This is a genomic window from Streptomyces sp. NBC_00691 (genome assembly GCF_036226665.1).
Classification (GTDB): Bacteria; Actinomycetota; Actinomycetes; order Streptomycetales; family Streptomycetaceae; genus Streptomyces.
Genome location: NZ_CP109007.1, coordinates 328,854 through 349,559, shown reverse-complemented (window position 1 = coordinate 349,559; position 20,706 = coordinate 328,854). Strand labels below are relative to the sequence as shown.

The 20,706-nt window shown below is 72.2% G+C and carries 19 protein-coding genes and 1 pseudogene; 13 read left to right on the top strand and 7 right to left on the bottom strand.

The annotated features are described in order from the left end of the window. Positions 1-38: 38 nt before the first annotated feature. Together OG392_RS01680 and OG392_RS01675 are read left to right on the top strand one after the other, a co-directional pair. On the top strand, positions 39-1,550 hold the full coding sequence (locus OG392_RS01680; protein WP_329274680.1) for a DHA2 family efflux MFS transporter permease subunit: 1,512 nt from the start codon (positions 39-41) through the stop codon (positions 1,548-1,550). 625 nt (positions 1,551-2,175) lie between these two features. After that, the gene (locus OG392_RS01675) at positions 2,176-2,832 is read left to right on the top strand and encodes a hypothetical protein (RefSeq protein WP_329274677.1); all 657 of its coding nucleotides are present in this window, start codon (positions 2,176-2,178) and stop codon (positions 2,830-2,832) included. On the opposite strand, the gene OG392_RS01670 is transcribed toward OG392_RS01675, so the two are convergent. After that, the gene (locus OG392_RS01670) at positions 2,814-3,104 is read right to left on the bottom strand and encodes an alpha/beta fold hydrolase (RefSeq protein WP_329274674.1); all 291 of its coding nucleotides are present in this window, start codon (positions 3,102-3,104) and stop codon (positions 2,814-2,816) included. The genes OG392_RS01675 and OG392_RS01670 overlap by 19 nt on opposite strands. A gap of 306 nt (positions 3,105-3,410) precedes the next feature. Between OG392_RS01670 and OG392_RS01665 the strand changes: the two genes are divergently transcribed. After that, positions 3,411-4,349 carry an SGNH/GDSL hydrolase family protein gene (locus tag OG392_RS01665; RefSeq protein WP_329274672.1) on the top strand — a complete coding sequence of 313 codons (939 nt, stop codon included), beginning with the start codon at positions 3,411-3,413 and terminating at the stop codon, positions 4,347-4,349. A gap of 196 nt (positions 4,350-4,545) precedes the next feature. Here the strand turns inward: OG392_RS01665 and OG392_RS01660 are convergent, their stop codons facing one another. Further along, on the bottom strand, positions 4,546-5,967 hold the full coding sequence (locus OG392_RS01660; RefSeq protein ID WP_329274669.1) for a protein kinase domain-containing protein: 1,422 nt from the start codon (positions 5,965-5,967) through the stop codon (positions 4,546-4,548). 154 nt (positions 5,968-6,121) lie between these two features. Between OG392_RS01660 and OG392_RS01655 the strand changes: the two genes are divergently transcribed. The 3 genes from OG392_RS01655 (at position 6,122) to OG392_RS01645 (ending at position 8,301) form a co-directional block, all read left to right on the top strand. Then, positions 6,122-6,520 carry an NTP pyrophosphohydrolase gene (locus OG392_RS01655; protein ID WP_329274665.1) on the top strand — a complete coding sequence of 133 codons (399 nt, stop codon included), beginning with the start codon at positions 6,122-6,124 and terminating at the stop codon, positions 6,518-6,520. A gap of 102 nt (positions 6,521-6,622) precedes the next feature. Further along, entirely contained in the window at positions 6,623-7,693 is a 1,071-nt protein-coding gene (gene tsaD, locus OG392_RS01650) for a tRNA (adenosine(37)-N6)-threonylcarbamoyltransferase complex transferase subunit TsaD (protein ID WP_443054647.1), read from the top strand. Then, positions 7,693-8,301, top strand: a complete 609-nt coding sequence (locus OG392_RS01645) for a GNAT family N-acetyltransferase (RefSeq protein WP_329274660.1) — start codon at positions 7,693-7,695, stop codon at positions 8,299-8,301. The genes tsaD and OG392_RS01645 overlap by 1 nt, the downstream gene beginning before the upstream one ends. A 166-nt stretch (positions 8,302-8,467) precedes the next feature. Here the strand turns inward: OG392_RS01645 and OG392_RS01640 are convergent. Then, positions 8,468-8,939 (bottom strand): annotated as a pseudogene (locus tag OG392_RS01640) (ABC transporter permease); the annotation flags it as partial. Between the two features lie 251 nt (positions 8,940-9,190). Between OG392_RS01640 and OG392_RS01635 the strand changes: the two are divergent. The 4 genes from OG392_RS01635 (at position 9,191) to OG392_RS01620 (ending at position 12,772) form a co-directional block, all read left to right on the top strand. Beyond that, complete coding sequence (locus tag OG392_RS01635) at positions 9,191-9,601, top strand: hypothetical protein (RefSeq protein ID WP_329274658.1); 411 nt, start codon at positions 9,191-9,193, stop codon at positions 9,599-9,601. 104 nt (positions 9,602-9,705) lie between these two features. After that, a complete protein-coding gene (locus OG392_RS01630) occupies positions 9,706-10,359 on the top strand; it encodes a hypothetical protein (RefSeq protein WP_329274655.1) in 654 nt (217 codons plus the stop codon). Between the two features lie 278 nt (positions 10,360-10,637). Continuing rightward, positions 10,638-11,591, top strand: a complete 954-nt coding sequence (locus tag OG392_RS01625; protein ID WP_329274652.1) for an alpha/beta hydrolase — start codon at positions 10,638-10,640, stop codon at positions 11,589-11,591. A 428-nt stretch (positions 11,592-12,019) separates the two neighbouring features. After that, entirely contained in the window at positions 12,020-12,772 is a 753-nt protein-coding gene (locus OG392_RS01620) for a phosphatase PAP2 family protein (protein WP_329274650.1), read from the top strand. Positions 12,773-12,929: 157 nt separating this feature from the next. Here the strand turns inward: OG392_RS01620 and OG392_RS01615 are convergent, their stop codons facing one another. Both OG392_RS01615 and OG392_RS01610 read right to left on the bottom strand, forming a co-directional pair. Continuing rightward, the gene (locus OG392_RS01615; protein ID WP_329274647.1) at positions 12,930-13,358 is read right to left on the bottom strand and encodes a protein-tyrosine phosphatase family protein; all 429 of its coding nucleotides are present in this window, start codon (positions 13,356-13,358) and stop codon (positions 12,930-12,932) included. Positions 13,359-13,666: 308 nt separating this feature from the next. Then, entirely contained in the window at positions 13,667-14,674 is a 1,008-nt protein-coding gene (locus OG392_RS01610; RefSeq protein ID WP_329274644.1) for a LacI family DNA-binding transcriptional regulator, read from the bottom strand. Between the two features lie 1,059 nt (positions 14,675-15,733). Between OG392_RS01610 and OG392_RS01605 the strand changes: the two genes are divergently transcribed. The 3 genes from OG392_RS01605 to surE all read left to right on the top strand — a co-directional run bounded on the left by OG392_RS01605 (position 15,734) and on the right by surE (position 18,490). Then, positions 15,734-16,537 carry an MFS transporter gene (locus OG392_RS01605; protein ID WP_329274642.1) on the top strand — a complete coding sequence of 268 codons (804 nt, stop codon included), beginning with the start codon at positions 15,734-15,736 and terminating at the stop codon, positions 16,535-16,537. Then, positions 16,492-17,067 (top strand): MFS transporter, encoded by a 576-nt coding sequence (locus OG392_RS01600; RefSeq protein WP_329274639.1) that lies wholly within the window; start codon positions 16,492-16,494, stop codon positions 17,065-17,067. The genes OG392_RS01605 and OG392_RS01600 overlap by 46 nt, the downstream gene beginning before the upstream one ends. 484 nt (positions 17,068-17,551) lie before the next feature. After that, complete coding sequence (gene surE, locus OG392_RS01595) at positions 17,552-18,490, top strand: 5'/3'-nucleotidase SurE (protein WP_329287007.1); 939 nt, start codon at positions 17,552-17,554, stop codon at positions 18,488-18,490. On the opposite strand, the gene OG392_RS01590 is transcribed toward surE, so the two are convergent. Continuing rightward, positions 18,456-18,827, bottom strand: a complete 372-nt coding sequence (locus OG392_RS01590) for a hypothetical protein (protein ID WP_329274637.1) — start codon at positions 18,825-18,827, stop codon at positions 18,456-18,458. The genes surE and OG392_RS01590 overlap by 35 nt on opposite strands. Before the next feature lie 345 nt (positions 18,828-19,172). Then, the gene (locus OG392_RS01585) at positions 19,173-20,240 is read right to left on the bottom strand and encodes a sugar ABC transporter substrate-binding protein (protein ID WP_329274634.1); all 1,068 of its coding nucleotides are present in this window, start codon (positions 20,238-20,240) and stop codon (positions 19,173-19,175) included. Between the last annotated feature and the right edge of the window lie 466 nt (positions 20,241-20,706).

Here is a 20,706-nt window from a genome sequence, read left to right as displayed (position 1 = left end):
TCTACCCGTGTGAGCTGCCACGTGCGGAGGACACTCACATGACGGAAGGCACCATGCCCGCTTCCCACACCACACCCACCCTCTCGCCCGCCCACGTCACCGCCGTGCTGCGGATTCTCGTCCTGTCCACGTTCGTCGTCCTCCTCAACGAGACGATCATGGTCAACGCGATCCCGCGGCTCATGCGCGAGTTCGAGGTCACCGCGGCGGCCGCCGGGTGGCTGTCCACGGCCTTCATGCTCACCATGGCCGTCGTCATCCCGGTGACGGGCTGGTTCCTCCAGCGCGTGACGACCCGGACCGCCTTCAGCCTGGCCATGGCACTCTTCCTGGCCGGTACGGCGCTGGCCGCGGCCGCGCCCGTCTTCCCCGTGCTGCTGGCCGCCCGCGTCATCCAGGCCGGCGGCACCGCCGTCATGATGCCGCTGCTCATGACGACACTGATGACCCTCGTACCCCCGCACGAGCGCGGCCGCGTCATGGGCAACATCACCCTCGTCATCTCCGTCGCCCCCGCACTCGGCCCCGCGGTCTCCGGCGTCCTGCTGGAACTGGGGACATGGCGCCTGCTGTTCCTGGCCGTGCTGCCCATCGCCGGAGCCATGACCGTCTTCGGCCGACGCAGACTCGTCAACATCGGAGAACCGCAGGCCGGACCGATCGACTGGCTGTCCGTCCCCCTGGCGGCGGCGGGCTTCGGCTCCCTGATCTACGGCCTGAGCGAACTCGGAGCCGGGGACGCGAGCAGGGCCCCCGTTCCCCCGGAGGCCATGACCGTCGCCGGCGGCGTCCTGGTCGGCCTGTTCGTCTGGCGGCAACTGGCACTCCAGCGGCTGTCCACGCCGCTGCTGGACCTGCGCGCCCTGGCGTTCCGTCACTTCTCCGTGGCACTCGGGCTGATGTGCCTGTCCTTCATGGCCCTCATGGGCGCGTTCATCCTGCTGCCGATCTACCTGCAGGAGGTACGCGGCCTGACCTCACTGCAGACCGGACTGCTCCTCATCCCGGGCGGTCTGACCATGGGCCTGCTCGGGCCGCAGGTCGGCAAGCTCTACGACCGGCTCGGCGCACCGCGCCTCGTCGTGCCCGGAGCCGTGGTCACAGCGCTGTGCCTCGGTCTGTTCGCCCTCACGGGCGAAGAGACCTCACCGTGGCTGGTGCTCGCCCTGCACGTGGTCCTGAGCGCCGGAATGGCGTTCGTCTTCACCCCCGTGTTCACCTCCGGCCTGTCCGTGCTGCCGCCGCACCTCTACGCCCACGGCTCCGCCATCCTCGGCTCCCTCCAGCAGGTGGCCGCGGCCGCCGGCACCGCCCTGGTCATCAGCGTCATGTCGGGACACGCCGCCACGGCTGCGCTCGACGGCGCCGACGCGACCGGCGCCCTCGCCACGGGCATCCGCTGGGGATTCGGCGTCGGCGCCGTGATCGGCACCGTGGCCGTGCTGATCGCACTCCTGGTCCGCACCCCGCCCACGCCGCAGCAACCCGCGGCGGAGGCCCAGGACGACGGCGACACCACCACGAGCAAGACGGCCCCCACACCCTCCTGACACCAGGACGGGCAGCCCGGCGTCCGCCGCGCCGAAGGGGGACGGGGCGGGCACGGAGCGGGGAGTACGACGGCGGCCCGGGTGCGCCCATGGCGCGACGACCGTGCGGGCCGCGTCTCGTGCCCGCCGTCCGGGGTACGGCGAGAAGGCCACCCATGGCCTCCGTACGGCGGCGGGCCGCTGCCCTCCGACGTACGGCGTCCGGCGAGAAGCCACCGCCTGTCGCTCGCCTACGCGGGCAGGCCGCTGCCCCCTTCCCTCCATCCCCGCACACGTCCTGGAAGCGGCGGAGGCGGCCAAGGCCGCGGTCCGGCTGCCCGACGAGGACGCCACGCACCTGCCGCTGTTCACGATCCCGACCGTCAGGAGGGGTCGGCCGTCCGCACGGTCGGCACCGGGCTGTGGCGGAACGTGCGGCGTGCCGCACGGCCGTGCCCTCTCACGCCCGGGGGCGCGCCGTCGAGGGATCCCCTAGTCGGCCGCGCCCCTGTTCGGGCACCATGAGCCGGTCGAGGCTCCCGGGCCGCAGGGGCGGCCGGGGGACCGTTGGTCGAGAACCGGGGGAATGGCCATGGGCAGGTTCAGGCGGGGTGGACCGACGATCGAGACGGATGCTCAACGACGCGTGCGACGCAGCCCGTTGCTCTTCACGGTGCCGATCGTGCTGCTCGTCCTGCTGGCGGCGGTGCTCGGCTGGGAGGCCGTCCGCGCCAACATGACGGAGGAGGCCCGGGCCGCATGGCCGTGGCGGCTTCAACTGCTCGACATGGAGCCGCTCGGCAGCCTGCTCGCCGTCGCGGCCGGAGCGGTCCTCGCCAGGGCGCAGTACGCCCGTACCGTACGGCCGATGCTGGGCTGGCGCGCCGACTGGACGACCGGGCACCTGCGGGGCGGCGTACCCGAGTGGCAGGTCGGACTGCTCAACGGAGGCTCGCACGCCGCGGTGGTCGAGGCCTACGAGTGCCGGGCCGTCCTGCGCGGCGAGGAGCCCGACCAGGCCGCCCCGTGGACCGACGTCCAGGGCGTGGCGGCCGTACTGACCGGGGCCGGGCTCACCGTCGGGGAGGACTTCCAGCTGGTCACCATGGGGAAGTTCCCCCTGGTGGGCACCGGCTCGTACGAGACGACCATGCTCGGCGCCTTCTCCCGGCGCTTCGTCGACGAGGTGGAGGCGCTCCACATCAGGGTCCGGGTCGGCGACGTCGTCGGGGACAGCCACGAGCGGATCCTCGACGCCCTGAAGGGCGCTCGCTCGACCGCGTATCAGCGACCGGCGCTCTGACCGTCCAGCCGGCGCAGTACGTCGGGCTGGGCCGGCTGGGCGGCGAAGTGACCGGCGTCGGGAACGAGGACGAGCCCGGCGCCGGGGATGCGTCCGGCCGGCCAACGGGTGTGCGCCACGGGCGAGAAGGCGTCGTCGAGGCCGTGCCACAGCAGGGCGGGCGAGGTGACGGAGGAGACGTGGAAGCCCCACGGGCGGACGAAGGCCGGACGGTCGTCGAGCCAGCCGTGGTGCGAGACTCGCAGAGCCTCCTGGTGGGTGCGCAGCAGCACCGCGCGGACCCGGGGGTCGTCGACGACGGGCAGGTCGTGGGGGGAGAGATCGGCACGCAGGTCGTCGAGGACCGTACCGGGTCCCGCCGGACGGCGACGGCCCGTGCGGCCAGGTGGCGAGCCTCGGGGGTGTCTTGTCGGTCGGGCCGGGCGACGGACGGCCCGGGGGTGCGGCACTGCCCGCCCGGCGTGCCGTACGGCCTTCGACGCGCCTGGCCGCGATCATCCGGGGAGCCCTGCGGTCGCCCGCCGTCCCCGGAGCGACATGCTCCGCCCGCCCACGTCCCCTCCCAGGAAGGACGCACCTTGAGACACTCCTCCGCCCCCCGGCGGACACCCGGAGGGGCCGGGTTCCGTGAACGGATCACCCGGCTCCTCGCCGGTGTCATCGCCGTCGGCGCGCTGAGCGCCTTCTCCGTCGTCGTCGAGGCGGCACCCACGTCGGCCGCACCCGCCCCACAGTGGAAGGTCCCGCGGCTGGCGGTCATGCCGCTGGGCGACTCGATCACGCTGGGAGTCGGCAGCAGCACCGGCGACGGCTACCGTCCTGGCCTGTGGAGCAAGCTCCAGGGGCACGGCGACACCGTCGACTTCGTCGGTTCGATGAGCAGCGGCACCCTCCCGGACACCGACCACGAGGGCCACTCGGGCTGGTTCATCGGCGGCATCCACGACACCATCGGGTCCTGGCTGTACCAGGCCCGGCCCAACGTGGTGACGCTGAAGATCGGCACCAACGACGTCAACAAGAACATCGACGTGGCGAACGCGCCGACCCGGCTGAAGCAGCTCGTCGACCGGATCCGCGCCTCCGCCCCCGGGATCACCGTGGCGGTCGCCACCATCGTCCCGAACGCCGACAACGCAGCCCAGGCCCGCGTCGTCACCTACAACAACGCGGTCCGCGCCCTGGTGTCGGACTACCAGGCCCAGGGAGCGCACGTCGAGCTCGCCGACACCTCCGCGGTGACGGTCGCCGAACTGGGTGACGGCCTGCACCCCGACGACGCCGGCTACGCCAAGATCGCGACCGCGTTCTACGACGCCGTCGCCCGCGCCGCGGGCAAGGGCTGGATCACCGAGAACGTCGTCGTCAAGCCCGCCCTGCCCGAGCCGACCACGGTGGCCGACGCCGATGTCGACCTCGACGGGGACGGCCGAGCGACTCCCTCATGGGCGGGGCGAACGGCGGCTCGCAGATCCGGATGTCCGACCTCGACGCCGACGGCGAGGCGCACTTCCTGATCGTCGGCACCGACCAACGGCAGCCTCCGCGGCTGCCTCAACTGGAACGGCAGGGCCGGCCACGGCACCATCGCCACCGGATCCTCGGGCTGGACGGCCTTCCAGATCCACATCTGACGGAGACGCTCGGGAACGCGCGCCGTCCCCGGCCGATGTGACGGCACCTGGGTGAGGACCCCGGGCCGCCCGCGTGCCGTCACTCCTCCGGCCGCGACGAGTCGGCGGAGCGCTTCGCGTGTTCGCGGTCGATGAGGGCCAGGAACTCGTCGATGCTCTGCGGACGTCGTCCGATCTCGTGCTGTGTCGCCTCCCTGACGATGGTCCGCCACGGTTCGTTCGCCGGCAGAAGAGGGATGTTCGCCTGCGGCGACGTACCGGTGAGGGCCCACGCGGCCACCCTTCCGAGGCTGTAGATGTCCGACGCCGGCACGGCGTCATTGGGCTTGACGGACAACTCCGGCGGAGCGAACCCCAGCGTGCCGATGTACGCGCCGGTGCGACCGGCGAAGGTGGTCGCACCGCGGGGGCGACGCACGGTGCCCCAGTCCGCCAGCGTCCACCGCCCATGGAGCAGGAGGATGTTGGAGGGCTTGATGTCGCGGTGGCGCCAGCCGTGCCGATGGGCCTCGGCCAGTGCCGACGCCACGGCTTCGATCATTCGGCGCAGTTGCTTCGGGTCCTTGAGATGATGAGCCTGCTCTTCCGCGGTCGCGTCGGCCAGAGGCATGACGAACCAGTGGTGCTGCGCCTCGAAGTCGAGAACCGGCATGACATGCGGGTGTCCGTTCAGCAGGCGTGCGACGTCGACCTCCCGCCTCATCCGGGCCCCCGCCTTCGATCCCTGGGAGAGGCGGCGCTTGAACGCGACGGGGATGCCCGATGCCTTGTGGACGCCACGGAACACCTCGCCCTGCCCGCCGACGACCGGGATGCGCTCCAGGGAGTAGTCCTTCTTCACGCCCTGGGCCGCCTCGATCACCTCGCGATAGCCCTCCAGATACGGGGGGATCTCTTCCAGCGGCCCCACGACGCGGGCGAGCAGCCGACGGCTGATCCGGTCGACGAACCGCCGGACGGCCATCTCCGCCTTCGGCTCCAGCAGTACGTCGTCGGCGTAGTGGGTGTAAGCGATCTCGTCGTAGATCTCCTCGCTGTGGAACTGGCTCAACGCCTCCTCCAGCCGGGGCCGCACACGCCTGTCCCCGCTGTGCTCCAGCATGATGAAGAGCCCCAGCTGCGGAGGCGGCCCGCCATGACCGTGGGCGCTCTGCGCGAAGAAGGCTCGCGAGGCCATCTCGTGGATCCTGTTGGTGAGGTTCTTCGAGGCGGAGATGCCGGAGAGCGTCGTGAACTCGATCGCTCCGACGATGGTCTCGTCCTTGGCGATGACGATGTCCCAGTGGGTGTTCGCCAATCCGAACGAGCTCGGCAGGGAGGCGTCACGGCCCAGGCGAACCCAGGAGCGGTCGATGCCACGCTCCACGAGGGCGTCGACGGTGGCGGCGATGACGGGTGTCAGTCTTCCCGCTGCTCGCGCCGAGAGCTGCAGCGGGTCGGTTTCCCGTCTGCGGCTGTCGATCCAGTAGTTCCGTGCCGCGTCCGTCAACGCCGCTGTCATCCGATCCCCCTGTCGCGTGCGTGATCCCCGCCCCGCAGACTAGTCGCGGCGCCGAGGCGGTCGGCTCCCGCGCCGTGCGCGCTGACGCGAAGCCGCCCTGTCCCCGGCTGCCGGGGGCACGGCCCTGCCGGGCTGGGGATGACATCCTGGGCCGATGAGCTCTGAGGATCCGCCGCTCCGTCCCCTGCTCGTGGTGGACGGCGCCAACGTCGTGGGATCGGTGCCTGACGGCTGGTGGCGGGACCGGCGCGGGGCCGCGGAACGACTGCGGGACCGGCTCGCCCTGACGGGCGGTCCGGACGAAGGACCGTTCCCGGGACCGTACGAGATCGTGCTGGTCGTGGAGGGCCGTGCCCGGGGCGTCGCCTCGGTCCCCGGCGTGCGGGTCGAGGAGGCGCCGGGCAGCGGCGACGACCTGATCGCCGAACTGGCCCGAGAGGCGAACGGCCGGCCGTGCCGGGTCGTCACGTCCGACCGCGAACTGCGCCGACGGGTGGAGGAGGCGGGCGCCCGCTGCACGGGCCCCCGCAGCCTCCCCGCGGTGCCGCAGTAGGTTCCGGACGGCCGATCACGTCACCGGCCCCTCCGAGGGCATCCGTCGGACCTTACTGCACATATATTGCAAGTAGTGAAGTGAGGCAGAAGGGGTGCTGTGGTGAGCGGGCCGGTGGTACTGGGCATCGAGTCGTCGTGCGACGAGACCGGTGCGGGGATCGTGCGGGACGGGAAGCTGCTCGCGCACGTCGTGGCGTCGAGCATGGACGAGCACGCTCGGTTCGGCGGTGTGGTGCCGGAGATCGCCGCACGGGCGCACCTCCAGTCCTTCGACCCGGTCGTCCGGGAGGCACTCGACCGTGCGGGACTCCGGCTCGGCCAGATCGACGCGGTCGCCGTCACCACGGGGCCCGGACTGTCGGGCGCGCTGCAGGTGGGGCTGGCCGGTGCCAAGTCGCTCGCGTACGCGGCCGGGGTGCCGCTGTACGGGGTGCACCACCTGGCCGGGCACGTCGCCGCCGACACCCTGGAACACGGGCCTCTGCCCGAGCCCTGCGTGGTGCTCATCGTCTCCGGCGGCCACACGTCCCTGCTGCTCGTCCGCGACCTCGTGCGCGAACCGATCCTGCACCTCGGGGACACGCTCGACGACGCCGCGGGGGAGTGCTTCGACAAGGTCGCCCGCATCCTAGGTCTGCCCTACCCGGGCGGTCCCGCCATCGACCGGGCCGCGCGGGACGGCGACGCGAACGTCGTCGCCTTCCCCCGGCCGCTGACCCGACCCGGTGACGACCCGTACGCCTTCTCCTTCTCCGGGCTCAAGACGGCGGCGGCCCGTTGGGTCGAGCGGCACCGGGCGCAGGGGCTCGACCTGCCTGTCGCGGACGGTGCCGCCGCACTCCAGGAGGCCGTCGCCGACGTGCTGAGCCGCAAGGCGCTCGCGGCCTGCCGCACGTACGACGTCAAGACGCTGATCGTGGTCGGCGGCGTCGCCGCCAACTCCAGGGTCCGCGCCCTCACCGAGCAGCGGTGCGCGTCCGCCGGTGTCCGACTGCGTGTCCCGCCCATGACCCTGTGCACCGACAACGGCGCGATGATCGCGGCCGTCGGTGATCTCCTCGTACGCGCAGGAGCCGAACCCGCCCCGCTGGACGTGTCCGTCGACCCGTCGGCCCCGCTGGAGTACGCCTCCCTGACCCCGTCGGCGCCGGTGTCGGCGCGGGCCGCCTGATGGCTACCGTCGAGCGGGTCTCCGGAAGCCGTCTGCTCGCGTACGCGGACGGGGTGCGCGCGGTGTACGCGGACGCGTTCGGGAGCCCTCCCTGGCTGGAGGGGCCGGAGCAGGCCGACATCTACCTGGAGCGGCTCGCCGGGGACGTACGCCGCCCCGGGTTCGCCGCCGCGCTGGCCCTCGACGGCGACAGGGTGGCCGGCTGGGCCACGGCCTGGACGACCCCGGAGACGTTCCCCACCGACCGCGCCTACGCCTTGATATCCGCCGCGCTGGGCGAGCGCCGCACCACCGACTGGCTGTGCGGGGCGCGCGAGGTCGACGAGCTCGCCGTCTCGACCCGCGCACGCGGCTCCGGCCTCGGCGCACGGCTGCTGCACGCGGTCACGGAGGACCGGGCCGACGGCCGTTGCTGGCTGCTGACCTCGGCCGCGGCCCAGGACACCTGCGCCTTCTACGAGCGGGCGGGCTGGCCCCAGGTCACCGGCCCGGCACCCGGTGACCCGGGCCTCGCCACGTTCCTCGGCCCGCGGCATCCGGCCCGCGCGGCCCTCTCGGCGCCTTCGGACTCGGACCCGTGGACCAGGCCGACGGGACACGAGGGATAACGGAGCGTCGCGCACGCCCCTCAAGACGTGACAGCTCGGGAACCTTCGCGTGGAGCAGGCGTTCTGACATGCCCTCAGGGTTTGGGTCGGACGAGGCGGCCCCGCGTGACGAGTTCCAGGATGACGGCCGCGGCGCCGGCCTGGACCAGGAGCAGGGCGACGAGGCCAGACCGAGCGCGAGGCCGGCCTCCACCTCGCCCCAGCGCGTGGCGAGTTCGTCGAGGGAGCGGCGTCCCGCCGGCACGGTGGCGGTGAGCGCGCCGCCGATGAGGATGCCGGTGACCGGGACGAGCGCGATGCCCTGAGCCGGAACGACCCCGGTGAGCAGCAGTGCGACGACCACGGGCAGGACGGCCGCGGCGATCGGCACCGCGGTCCACGGCCAGGCGCGACCGGGTACGGGGACGACGCGGCGCCCGGCGGTGCGGACCCGCGACCGCGTACATCAGCAGCAGGGGCAGCGTGCGGACCACCCAGCCGATCACGAGGGACACGGCGACGAGCTGGATGGCGGCGCGGGCCCCGGCGAACAGGGTGTCGCGTGGGCGGCCGAGCCGGGCGACGGTGACCACACCGGCGGCGAGGGCGAGCAGAACTGCCAGGAGCGCCGCGAAGGTCACGTTCACATGGAGCAGCACGCGCCAACCCTCAGGGCCGCTGGGGGGGGGCGACCCCAGAGTGTCCCCTGCGGCTCAGTCGCCGCAGGCCGGCCACGGCAGACAGTCGTCGAAGGCCGATCAGGGCGGATCAGTCGTCGAGGCCGGTCGCGGAGTACCGTTCGCCGGAAGACCGTGCCCTGAGGACCGCTCGCCGAAGACCGGGCGAACACCGAACACCGAACACGGTCTACGGTCCCTTCTCGTACCGCACACCCTCGACCGAAGCCGTGATGGCCATGGAGACCTCGACCTACCCCGACCCCGACATACGACTGGCGCGCCTCGCGGCCGCGGTCGGTCTCCCGGCGGTGTGGCCGCCGGCCGAGGAGTCACTCGGCCGCATCGCGGAGCGGACCGGGCTGCGCGTCCACGACCTCCTGCTCGTCGCGGACCTTCCCGTACCCGAGACCGCGTGGCTCTTCGACGAGACGGCCGGAGCCCCCAGTTCCCTGGTGGCGCGTTCCCTGGAGCTGCCCTCCTCCGGGCGGCGGCTGCTGCGCACCCGTGCCCGCGCGCTGACCGCGCCGACGGGCACGCTCACCCCTTGGCGGCCCCGCCCGTACGAGCAGTATCCGCCGGGCTTCGGCTCGCCCCTTCTCCGGATGCCGGCGCTCCGCAACCTGGGCTGGTCCGGCACCTGACAGGGGACCAGGAGGGCCAACTCGTCGAGTACGCGCAGGCTCTGGGCAACGGATGAGGGGGTCGGCAGACTCGGGGGCAGCCGATCGAGTGAGGGGGCTCGGGTGTGAGGGAAGTGCAGGACGGCGTCACCCGGCTGCTGGCCGAGACGGTGAGGGCGGAGATCGACTCGGAGAGGTGCCCGCCCTGGCTGCGGCGCCCCGGAAGGATCGAGTGCCTCGCCCTGTGGGAGACGGCGTCGGCGATCTACGGGGCCCTCACCGGCCTGGTCCTCCCCGAACTGGCCCCTCCTCGTGAAGGGCGCAGGCTGGACGTTCTCCTGACCTACGAGAACGGGGACCGGCAGATCCTGGAGGTCGACGAGGAGCAGCACTTCACGGCGGCCCGTGCCCTGACTCTGGAGCACTATCCGGCAGGTGTGCGGATCGGCTTCGACGCCTCGCAATGGCTGGCCCGCTGTCACACCCGTACCGGGAAGGAGCGCGGTGGTGGCTTCGCCAGGCCGAGACCACCGCTGTTCCCCGGTGAGGGAGGGCGCCATCGGCAACGCGCGTTCAGGGATGCGCTGGCGGACCTGCTGCCACCCCTGCACGGCTGGCTTCCCACGATCCGGATCAGCGATACGGAGGCCACCGCCGTCACCTCCGCGCAGGACGCGGCCCAGTCGCTCAGGACGCTGCTCCACGGCCGGGGGGTGCCTGTCTCGTCTCTCGTTCCTGTTCGAGGCGCGGCCGGCTCGGTCTTGCGGCCTCGGTCCTGAGGAAGCACGACTGAGGCCTCGGGGACGTGCCGCAGGCGCGGGTCGAGCACGATGTGTGGGGGCGGGGGGCACGGCGTGCTCCCAGGAGGGGATACGCAACGCAGGCGGCCGCTAACTCGTGTAACTAATGTGCGGCTCGGGTGGCCGTTGGGCTTGTCGTCGGCCGAAGTGCGTCGCTAGGGTTCTGCTGACACGTGTAACTCATTATGTCCCCCGGGCATCGGGCGCAAGCATTTCTCACAAAGCGCACCGAGCCCCGGGCCGGCAGAAGGGCCGCAATGACACCATCCCACCTGGCCGAGCTCGACCCGGCCGACATGACCTGGCCGCCCCCGCCGTACCAGCCCCCGGTGCCGCCCGTGACGGACGAGCACGGCGTGCGCCACTTCCACGGGGTCACCTACGCCACCACGCCCGGCTACCGCCCGCGGCTCCTCGACGTCCAGGTGCCCGCTGGCGAAGGGCCGTTCCCCGCGGTCGTCTGGATCCACGGCGGAGGATGGCTGGACGGCGACCGCCGCTACCCGCCGCCGACCGTGCCGGCCGCTCTGCTGCACGGATCGGTCCTGACCGCCGGGCTCGCGCTCGTCTCCATCGACTACCGGCACAGCCTCGAAGCCCCCTTCCCGGCGCAGCTGCACGATGTGAAGGCCGCCCTCCGCTACGTCCGCCGATTCGCCGCCGACCTCGGCATCGACCCGGACCGGATCGCCGTCTGGGGTGAGTCCGCGGGCGGCCATCTGGCCGCGCTCGCCGGACTCGTCGGCCCGGACACCGCCGACGCCGAGGCGTTGGAGGGCACGCACGGGGTGGGCTCCGGGGACACGGGCGTCCGGGCGGTCGTCGACTGGTACGGGGTATCCGACCTCGCCGCCCTGGCCGGACAGCCCCTGCCGGGGATGCTCCCCGGCGGCGACTTCCCCGATCCCTACGAGGCCCTGCTCGGCGGCACCGAGGCGGAGCGCCCGGCCCTGGCCCGGGCCGCGAGCCCCGTGACGTACGCGGCGAGTTCGACCCCGCCGCCGTTCCTGCTGATCCACGGCACACGGGACGGCCTGGTGCCGTACAGCCAGAGCGAGGTGCTCGCCGAGGCACTCGCGGGGGCGGGCGGTGAGGTGACCCTGCGACCCGTCGAGGGGGCCGATCACATCTTCCTCGGCTCGGCGGACATCACGGGGATCGTCGCCGAAAGCGTCACCTTCCTGGCCCGTCACTTGGACGCGAAGGGCTGAGGTGGTGGGGCGGTGGGGTGACGGGGTGACGGTGACTGGTCCCGGGGCTGGCCTCGGGGATCAGACGTTCCCCGGACGCGACCACCCGACCGCCGCCGCCCCTCCAGCCTGCCTTTCCTTCCCCCGTCCTTCCCGCTGCGACATCCCCCTCTTTCTCCGCTGCCGTCGGCAGTCGGGCCGTCGAGAGGCCCGTTCCGCAGCTTCTGCGGATACGCCGACCAACCCAAGAACCGCGGCCATCCCCGCGGTCGCGAGAGGCACTCATGTCCATCCACCCGGCCACCCCTTCCCCGCACTCCGAGAGACCGTTCCGGACCGAGAGGCCGCTCCTCGCGGAGAGGCCGCCTTCCGCCGAGACACCGTCGGGCTCGGACCGCTCCTCCAGCTCGGCTACGCCGTCCGGCTCGGACAAGTCATCCGGCTCAGCCGTGCCGTCCGGCTCGGACACACCGTCCGACGCGGACGGTTCACCCAGCTCTGGCAGGTCGCCCGAGGCGGGGTCAGCGCGTCGGCCCGGTGTCCTCGCGGCAGGGCTCCTGCTGCTCGGCTCCGCCGCGCTGCCCGCCTTCGTCGTCCGGACCGACCCGGCCAACCCTCCGTTCCAGGGCCTGGACGATCAGTGGCTGTCCTGGATGGGCGGCCCGCACGACGGCCCGTACGCCGTCCTCGCGGCTGTCCTGAACTGGTTCGGCGGCCCCCTGGGCATCGTCGTACCGCTCGCTCTGCTGCTCCTCCTGCTCCTCCGGGGGCGCTGGGTGTCCGTCGGCTTCCTGCTCGGCGTCTATCTCGCGGGCAATCTGCTCGTGGTCCAGGGCCTCAAGTACCTCGTGGACCGGCCGCGACCGGCGAATCCGCTGGTCCGGGTCGACCACGGCTCGTTCCCGTCCGGCCACGCGGCCGGGGCGGCGCTGCTCGTCGTACTCGTCGGGGTGCTGCTGGTCCCGGCCGCGCGGCGGCGGGCATGGTGGCTCGGCGGAGTCGTGTTCACGTCGGCCATGATGTGGAGCCGCACGTGGCTTCACGCGCACTGGCTGACCGACACGGCTGCCGGTGCGGCCGCCGGTGCGGGCGCGGGCCTGCTGGCGTGGTGGCTCTGTGCTCCGGCGCTCGCCCGCGAAGCCGCTCGCGACCGCCGGGGGGCGGCCGCAGCCGCACCGGACACCGCGCCCACGGTTCCGTAGGGCCCGGCCGGCGGAGCATGGGACCTGCAGTCCTCGGCTGTCGGAGGTACGCAGTACGGTCTCCTGATCCGCCGGACAGGCCTCAGTACGGCGACAGGGAAGGCTCACCGGCCGGTGAGGTGCCTTCGGGCCGGTGGCTCGTCAACAACGGACTCCGTCACTGGAATCGGGAGACGTAGTGGCGTTGCCAGGGGGTCTCGACGGCGCGTCGGGCGTAGTGCTCCCGGACGTAGGCGACCGCGCGCTGACGGGGTACCCCGTCGAGCACGGCGAGGCAGGCCAGGGCGGTGCCGGTTCTCCCCTGTCCGCCGGCGCAGGCGATCTCGACACGTTCGGCCTCGGCGCGTGCCCATGCCTCGCGGAGTGCGTCGGCGGTCGCCGCACGGTCGGACGGCAGCCAGAAGTCGGGCCAGCGGATCCACCTGTTCTCCCACGCGACGGGTGGCGGCCGGTGGCCCAGCAGGTACAGCGCGAACGTGGGCTGCGGGCCTGGTGGGAGTGGCCGGCGCAGTCCCCGGCCGCGGATGAACCGGCCCGAGGGCAGGCGAAGCACGCCGGGCGTCGTGGGCTCCCATGTCGCTGTCACGGGGCGAGCGTAGACCTTCGTCGTTCGGTCGTCGGTCGGCATTCGACTGTGAGCACCTCGGTCGACGTACGTGCTTTGACCGGCCGACACGCGTGCACGGACTGACCGATGCGCGTGTCCTGACCGGCCGACGCGCGTGCACGGACCGACCGACGCACGCGTTCTGACCGGCCGTGAGCACGTTCCGCCCGACCGGACGGGCCGAAGGTGTGGGCCGCACGTCCTCGCGGACGTCGACGGCGCCCCGGCCCTGCGCGGGCCCGGGCGCCGTCGAAGGTACGTCCCCTGTGCGGGGCGCGGGCGGCCGTTCAGGACGTCTGGCGGTGGACGAGGACGGCCTCTATGGCGGGGAGGAGCGCGGTCGAGCCGGTCTCGATCAGTTCGTGCAGGGCGTCCGCGATCTGCGCCGGCGACGCCAGGTCCAGACGGACCGTGGTGAGCGCGGGCTGCTGGAGCCCGGAGAGGACGAGGTCGTCGGAGCCGACGATCGCCACCTCGTCGGGTACGGAGATCCCCTCGGCCTGCAGCGCGTGCAGGAGCAGCGCGGCGTACTCGTCGTTGTAGGCGAAGACGGAGTCGAGGTCCAGGCTCGCCCAGCGCCGGGCGAGCGCGGTCGCCGATTCGCGGGTGTAGGCGAGTTCCAGCGGTGCGACGGTGGCCATGCGCCGGGCGGCCACCGATTCCGCCCCCGCGAGACGGGGCCGGGCGAGTGCGTCGAGCCCGCGTTCCTGGGGCATGACGACGCCGATCCGGGTCCGGCCGCGGGCGATCAGGTGCTGGGTCGCCGTGGCGCCGATGAGTGCGTGGTCGAAGCCGATCGTGTGGATGCCGGGGACGGGCCGGGACGCGAAGGCGAGCACTCCGCGCACCCCGGCCCGGTGCAGCAACTCGGCTGCCTGCCGGGTGATCCGGTCGCCGTCGAGGGCGACGACCGCAGCGGGGCGCAGCTCGGCCCAGGCCCGGGCGGCGTTCACCGGGTCGGTGAAGCGACCCGCGTGGAGGACGGCGGTGTAGCCGTGACGGTCGAGTTCGCCGTGCAGGTCGTCGACCCAGTCGCTGACGAGGCGGCCGATCGCGGAGATCGACGCGGGCATGAGCACGAGATTGCTACGTCCGGCGCGCAGCGACCGGGCGGCGGCGTGCGGGACGTAGCCGATCCGGTCGGCCGCGTCGAGGACGCGGGCGCGCGTGCTCTCGCTGACGCGGTGGCCCGGGGTGTTGTTGAGTACGAAGGAGACGGTGGCCCGTGACACACCTGCGAGGCGTGCCACATCGGCGCTCGTGATCGAGGCGGGGACGGGGGTTTCTTCTGCCATGACGTCCCGTGACGCTCCTTGCGCGGCTCGTGTCTGAGGTGTGCCGATGTTCACTCTGAGGTTACACGAGTTAGACCGCGCAGGTGGCGGGGCTGCCGCGCGATCCATGCGAGCGGTCCACGGGACACGGGCTCCGGCCCTACGTGTCCGTTCCGTGCAGGCGACGCGTCACGGGCAAGCTCCCCGACAGCGGCCCAGCGGTCGTCGAGCCCCGGGAGGAAGGGGCGGTCGCCGGTGCGGGTGTGCAGCCCTCGGCAGGGACAGGGCGAGGAGCGCGATTCCGGCGTTGGGCGTGCGGCGTGGTGGTGCCGATGTGACGTGGCGGCCGGGGAGGGTGCGCGGGGCGCGAGAGACGGGGGCGTCGGAGGTACGCGAGATGGCGGGCCTTTCACGGTCTTCCGCCCGGAGCGGTGGGGGTACGCGGTGAGGCGGTCACAGGGTGTGGGGGAGAGGCGCGCGTCCTGCCGGAAGGTCGCGCTCCGGGAGGCTCGTGCGACCGGGAGGGGGTGCGGCCCGGGTGGCGTCCGGTCGGAGGGTTGCACGGCGGGCGAGGGGTGCGGGGGAGGGCTGTGGACCCATGGACCCTGCACGTACACGCGGGCCGAGGGCCTGCGTGCCGGAGTGGCGTCCGGGCCATGAGGTCCTCGCGATGGGCGCGGAGCCTTGCGGATGCGTGACCGTTGGCGCATTGGCAAGAGGGCAGGGAGCCGCGATGGCCCTGGTCAGCATGCCCGAGCCGTGGTTACACGTGATCCACGTGCGCATCTCCCCTCTGTCACGATCTGCGCATCGACCCGTCGCAGGCCCTAGCCGAGGCTGAAGATGGGTGCTACACAGTGTGCAAGCGCTGCGGGTGACACGTGTAACAACATCGTGTCGGACGCAATTTTCGGCGGCGGCTCGGTGACACCGTCGCCCCGCGCGACCGCTCACGCGACGTCCCCCTCATCCGGCCCCTCGCCACCCGCGTACCCGGAACCGGTGCCTCACCCGCTCGCACCCCACCCGATGCGGCTCCGCCGCACCCCACCTCCCCGCTCCGTCCTCCCAGGAGTCGTCATGGCCACGAACGAGCTCACCGATCCGATCGATCCGCCCGCCGCCACCGGAATCACTGCCACCGGTGACACCGCCACCGGAATCACTGCCACTGGTGACACCGCCACCGGTGACACCGCCACCACCTCGGAACAGGAAGCTCCGCGCCAGCGCGGGCTCATGCCCCTGCTGCTGGTCGCCAACTCCGCGATGATGGCGGTCTACATGGGAGTCGGCTCCGTCCTCCTGCCCACCCAGGTCGCCGCGATCGCACCCGACGACAAGGTCGCCGTCCTGGGCCTGATCGGCGGCATCAGCGCCATCTTCGCGACGGCCTTCAACCCGATTGCGGGCGCCCTCTCCGACCGCAGCGGCCGCCGCAATCCCTGGATCCTGAGCGGCGCGACCGGTGCGCTGATCGCCCTGGCCTTCCTCGGGAACGTCTCCACCGCGCTGCTCGTCGGCATCGGCTGGTGTCTGGTCCAGGCGACGATGAACACGTACCAGGCGGCGGTCACCGCGATCGTGCCGGACCGCGTCCCCGCGGCCCGTCGCGGGACGGCGTCGGCGCTGGTGGGCCTCGGCATGCCGATCGGCGGAACCGCCGGCGTCCTCATCGCCTCGCAGACCACGGACCAACTGCGCACCGGCTACCTGATCTTCGGTGCGATCGTCGCCGTCGCCGCGCTGCTCCTCTCCGTCCTCTGCGCGACACACCTCGCGCCGAGCCCGCGGCGGAAACCCGGAAGGGAACCCAACTCGCCGCCTTCCTCTCCGCGTTGGCGAACCACGACTTCCGATGGGCCTTCATCGGCCGCGCCCTGATGGTCCTGGGCTACTTCTCCGTCGTCGGCTACCAGCTGTACATCCTGGACGACCTCATCGCGCTCCCCGCGGGGCTGAACCCGCCCGCGGCGATGGCGATCCTCGCGCCGGTCTCGATGGTCGCTGTGGCGCTGTCCACCGTTGTCGGCGGACTACTGTCCGACCGCTGGAACCGCCGCAAGGTGTTCGTCGGCGTGTCCGCCACGCTGGCCGGACTGGTCATGGTGGTGCCCGTCGCCAGCCCGACCTGGACCGGCATGCTCGTGTTCAGCGCCCTCAACGGCCTCGCCTTCGGTTGCTTCATGGCCGTCGACACCGCGCTGGTCACCCTGGTCCTGCCCCGGGCGCAGGACGCGGCCCGGGACATGGGCGTCCTCAACGTCGCGAACGCCGGGCCGCAGATCATCGCGCCGTTCGTCGCCTCCGCCATCGTCACCGGCCTGGGCGGGTACACCCCGCTCTTCCTGGCAGGCGGCGCCCTGTCGCTGATCGGCGCGCTCGCCATCCTCCCGATCCGCGGCGTGCGCTGACCCCGGCCGGTTCGCGTCGGCGGTAGCCGGCGTCGGCTGCTGCGCGTGCCGCTGCAGCCCGCGTCGCCTGCACTCGGTGTCGGCGGTCGCCCGGACCTCCCGCTCGTGGGAGTCGGGATCGGGTGCGGCAGCAGACCGCGCCGACGGCCGCCCGCGCCGGTCGCTGCCGGCGCCGGTCATCACCGACGGCCGCCCGCGCCGGCCGCTGTCTGCGCCGGTCATCGTCGGCGCCGCCGCGGCCCGGGCGCCCTTGCTCCGGCGGGCGGGCGCATGCCGAGGGCCAGGTGCCTGCCGGTTCTTCGTCAACCACCCTCGCTGCTGCACAAGGCTTACGAGTCCCACCACCTGCCCTGTCCCCAGCACCCCCATTGGCCACAACAGCTGCACCAGCTACATCAGTCACATCAGCGCCACCACCTTCGCCCCTCCCCTCTCCCCACCAGCACCCTGTCCTCCCTCTTCCAAGGAGCATCCTGTGAGACACATGCGCGTTCTGCCGCCGGCCATGCTGATCCTCTGCACCGCGGTCCTCTCCGGAACCGCGCCCGCCGGCGCCGTCGCACCGACCGTCACCTCGCCGCAGACCGGCCCGACGGCCGCGCGGCCCGGGCCGCACGTGGCCCCGCTGCGGATCCTGCTCACCAACGACGACGGCTACAACGCGCCCGGCATCCGCACGGCGTTCGAGCGGCTCACCGCCGCCGGGCACGACGTCACCATCGTCGCCCCGCTGACCAACCAGAGCGGTGCGGGTACGAAGATGTCGAGCGCCCCCACGATCACGGTGAAGCACCCCGAGCCGAAGGTCTGGGCCGTCGACGGAAGCCCCGGAGACTCGGTGGCCTTCGGACTCTCCGAGGTGTTCGGGGGCGACGCTCCCGACCTGGTGGTGTCCGGCACCAACTTCGGGCCGAACGTCGCCGGGCTCGCCACCCACTCCGGTACGGTCGGCGGCGCCGTCGTCGCCGTGGAGTCGGGCGTTCCTGCCATCGCGCTGAGCACAGGCGGCGTCTCCGTGCCCGACCCGGTCACCACCGTCAACGCGATGGGCCCGACGCTCGACTTCGCCGTCAAGCTCATCGACCGGCTCCGTGTACGGGCGAAGTCGGGTCCGCTGCTGCCCAAGGGTGTCGGTCTGAACGTGAACCATCCCGTCGTCGGCACCGACGGCAGGGGCACCGCCGTGGGCGTGTCGACCACGTTCCAGGACGCGCAGACGATCCTCGAACCGGACTTCACCGACTCCGGCGACGGCACCTGGAAGGCCGAGGTGAGGGTGGACCTGCGCTCGCCCGCGAAGGGCGGTGACCTGGAGGCCGTCAGCGCCGGACGGATCGCCGTCAGTCCGATCAACGCGAACTGGAACACCGGCCCCGCCGACCACGTCGTCACCTCTGCCCTGATCGCAGGCCTACGTCCCTGACCAGCGCCACCGCCCCGCACCAGCCCATTCGGGAGGACGGAGGAAGCGCCCCGGTCTCGGCGTACGGCTTGCCGTACCTGGCGCTGTCGGCGGTCATGACCGTCTCCTCCTTCGCCTGTCGTACGGCATGGACGGCGCGGCTCTCCGCCTCGCGAGGGCCGGCGTTCGTCGACGAGTTCGATGACCCCCTGCCCACCCGGAGGGAGCCACCTCGTACACCGCGCCGCACATCGCCGAGCTGCTCGCCGACGCCGGACGCCCTGAGGAGGCCCTTGTCGTCCTCGAACAGCATGCCTCGGCGAACGGCCGCGACCTGGACGGCTACCTCAACGACCATCGGGCAGGGGTCACAGGAGGGGGCGCCGTCAGGATCCGCCCGCCGGCTCGGGCTGGCGATGGGTGCTCGGCCTGAGGAGGGCCAGGGCGTCGTCGACACCGAGCACGTCCGGCCCCCGGACCGACAGCGGCTTCCGGGTCGGCCGAGGGCCGGAGGCAGGGGAGGCGGACCGCTCCGGGCACACCTTCGCCGTATCGAGACCTCACCACTGTGACATCGAGTCCGGCCGTGGCGGCTGCCATGAGGAGGCGTCGGCGGTGCGCGAGGGCGGGGGAGCGGGGCCGCAAGGGCGGCGGGCCGTCGGCGGGGGCTGACGGCCTGGTTCCTACGGGTGTGGGCCGGGGGTTACTTGAGGCCGAGCTTGGTGCACTTGGCGGCGAGTTCGGGGGTGCAGATGTCGGCGGCCGTGTAGATGCCCTCCTCGATGACTGTGGACTGGATGTTCGTCTTGTCGACGACCACCGGGTCGAGGAGGTGCGACGGGACACCGTTGGTCTCGGTCCTGGCGCGGAGGGGCAGATCCATCAGCAGATCGACCGCGACCTCGGCGGCCTTGGGGGCGAGCTCCAGGGGGCTCTTGTAGATGGTGAAGGTCTGGGTACCGGCGACGATGCGCTGGATGCCCGCGATCTCGGCGTCCTGGCCGCCCACCGGGATGCCCTTGATGCCGGCGTTCTCGAGGGCGGTGACGATTCCCCCGGCCATGCCGTCGTTGGCCGAGTAGACCGCGGCGATCCTGTCCTTGCCGACCGAGGAGATCGCGGCGGACATCTTCTCGCCGGCGATCTTCGGGTCCCACTGGCCGGAGGCCTCGTAGGCGATCTTGCCGACCTTGCCGTCGAGGGCGTTGTGCGCGCCGGACTTGAAGAGGCCGGCGTTCGGGTCCTTCTCGTCGCCGTTGATCATCACGATGTCGGCGTCGTCGGCCTTGGGGCCCAGCGCGGCGAGGAGGGCCTCGCCCTGGAGCTCGCCGACCCTGTTGTTGTCGTGGCTCACGTAGGCGTCCGCGCCCTCGATCGCGCGGTCGTACGCGACGACCTTGACGCCCTTGGCCTTGGCATCCTTGACCCAGCCGGCGGCCTTGGTCGCGTCGACCGGGTCGAGCGCGATGACCCTCACGCCGCCGGCGACGAGCTGGTCGAACTGCTGCTTCTGCTTGACGACGTCGGAGACCGCGTTGTTGTACACGACCTCGCAGGCGAGACAGGCGCCCTTGACGGCCTTCTCGAACTGGGGTCTGTCCAGTGCCTCGTACCGCGAGGTCTTGTTCTCGGGAAGGAGCAGGCCGATCTTGGTCGAGCTGCCCTTGTCACCGCTGTCGTCGTCGCCGCTGGCCTGGCCGCAGGCGGCGAGCGAGAGGGCCATCGAGACCGTGGCCGTGGCTATGACGGTGCGACGCGTCATCGCGTTCATGTGGGGTTGCCTCCCTGACGAGGCCGCGACGTTGCGGCCGAGGTGGCACGAAGTCAACTCGGCCGCCACATTGTCGTCAAGAAGTAAACGTTTAACGAGATCGCAACGGTGTTTACCCTTATGTAGGTGAACGAAAGGTGAGGAGCGAGTGCGACGACACCCGCTCTCCGGCGCGGGCTCGCGGCCGGGAGTCCCGGAGCGGAGTGACTCCGGAGGCGGGTGCCGGCCGTCCGCGGCGCCCCGCGTGGTGAGCAAGTCGCTTCCCGGGCAATGGCATACGGCGGGGAGTGAGGCTCACATTTCCGGTGGTGGACCTCGTCGCGCAGGCCGCTCCGACGAGATGTCCGGCACCGGGCGCAAGCCCTGAGAAGAGCCCGGAGTGCCCCGTTCGGGCTGATGGAGCCACTTCGGTGAAGCGCATTTCAGTAATATTCGCGGCATACGCCGTAATCATCCGAGATGTCAT

Bases quoted from the DNA above. Each gene is read 5' to 3' on its own strand.
- OG392_RS01660 (WP_329274669.1), bottom strand. From the start codon at position 5,967: ATGACAGCGGCGTTGACGGACGCGGCACGGAACTACTGGATCGACAGC.
- surE (WP_329287007.1), top strand. From the start codon at position 17,552: ATGCGCGTTCTGCCGCCGGCCATGCTGATCCTCTGCACCGCGGTCCTC.
- OG392_RS01635 (WP_329274658.1), top strand. From the start codon at position 9,191: ATGGCCATGGAGACCTCGACCTACCCCGACCCCGACATACGACTGGCG.
- OG392_RS01645 (WP_329274660.1), top strand. From the start codon at position 7,693: ATGGCTACCGTCGAGCGGGTCTCCGGAAGCCGTCTGCTCGCGTACGCG.
- OG392_RS01590 (WP_329274637.1), bottom strand. From the start codon at position 18,827: ATGGTCGTTGAGGTAGCCGTCCAGGTCGCGGCCGTTCGCCGAGGCATG.
- OG392_RS01585 (WP_329274634.1), bottom strand. From the start codon at position 20,240: ATGAACGCGATGACGCGTCGCACCGTCATAGCCACGGCCACGGTCTCG.
- OG392_RS01610 (WP_329274644.1), bottom strand. From the start codon at position 14,674: ATGGCAGAAGAAACCCCCGTCCCCGCCTCGATCACGAGCGCCGATGTG.
- OG392_RS01655 (WP_329274665.1), top strand. From the start codon at position 6,122: ATGAGCTCTGAGGATCCGCCGCTCCGTCCCCTGCTCGTGGTGGACGGC.
- OG392_RS01605 (WP_329274642.1), top strand. From the start codon at position 15,734: ATGGCCACGAACGAGCTCACCGATCCGATCGATCCGCCCGCCGCCACC.
- OG392_RS01680 (WP_329274680.1), top strand. From the start codon at position 39: ATGACGGAAGGCACCATGCCCGCTTCCCACACCACACCCACCCTCTCG.
- OG392_RS01625 (WP_329274652.1), top strand. From the start codon at position 10,638: ATGACACCATCCCACCTGGCCGAGCTCGACCCGGCCGACATGACCTGG.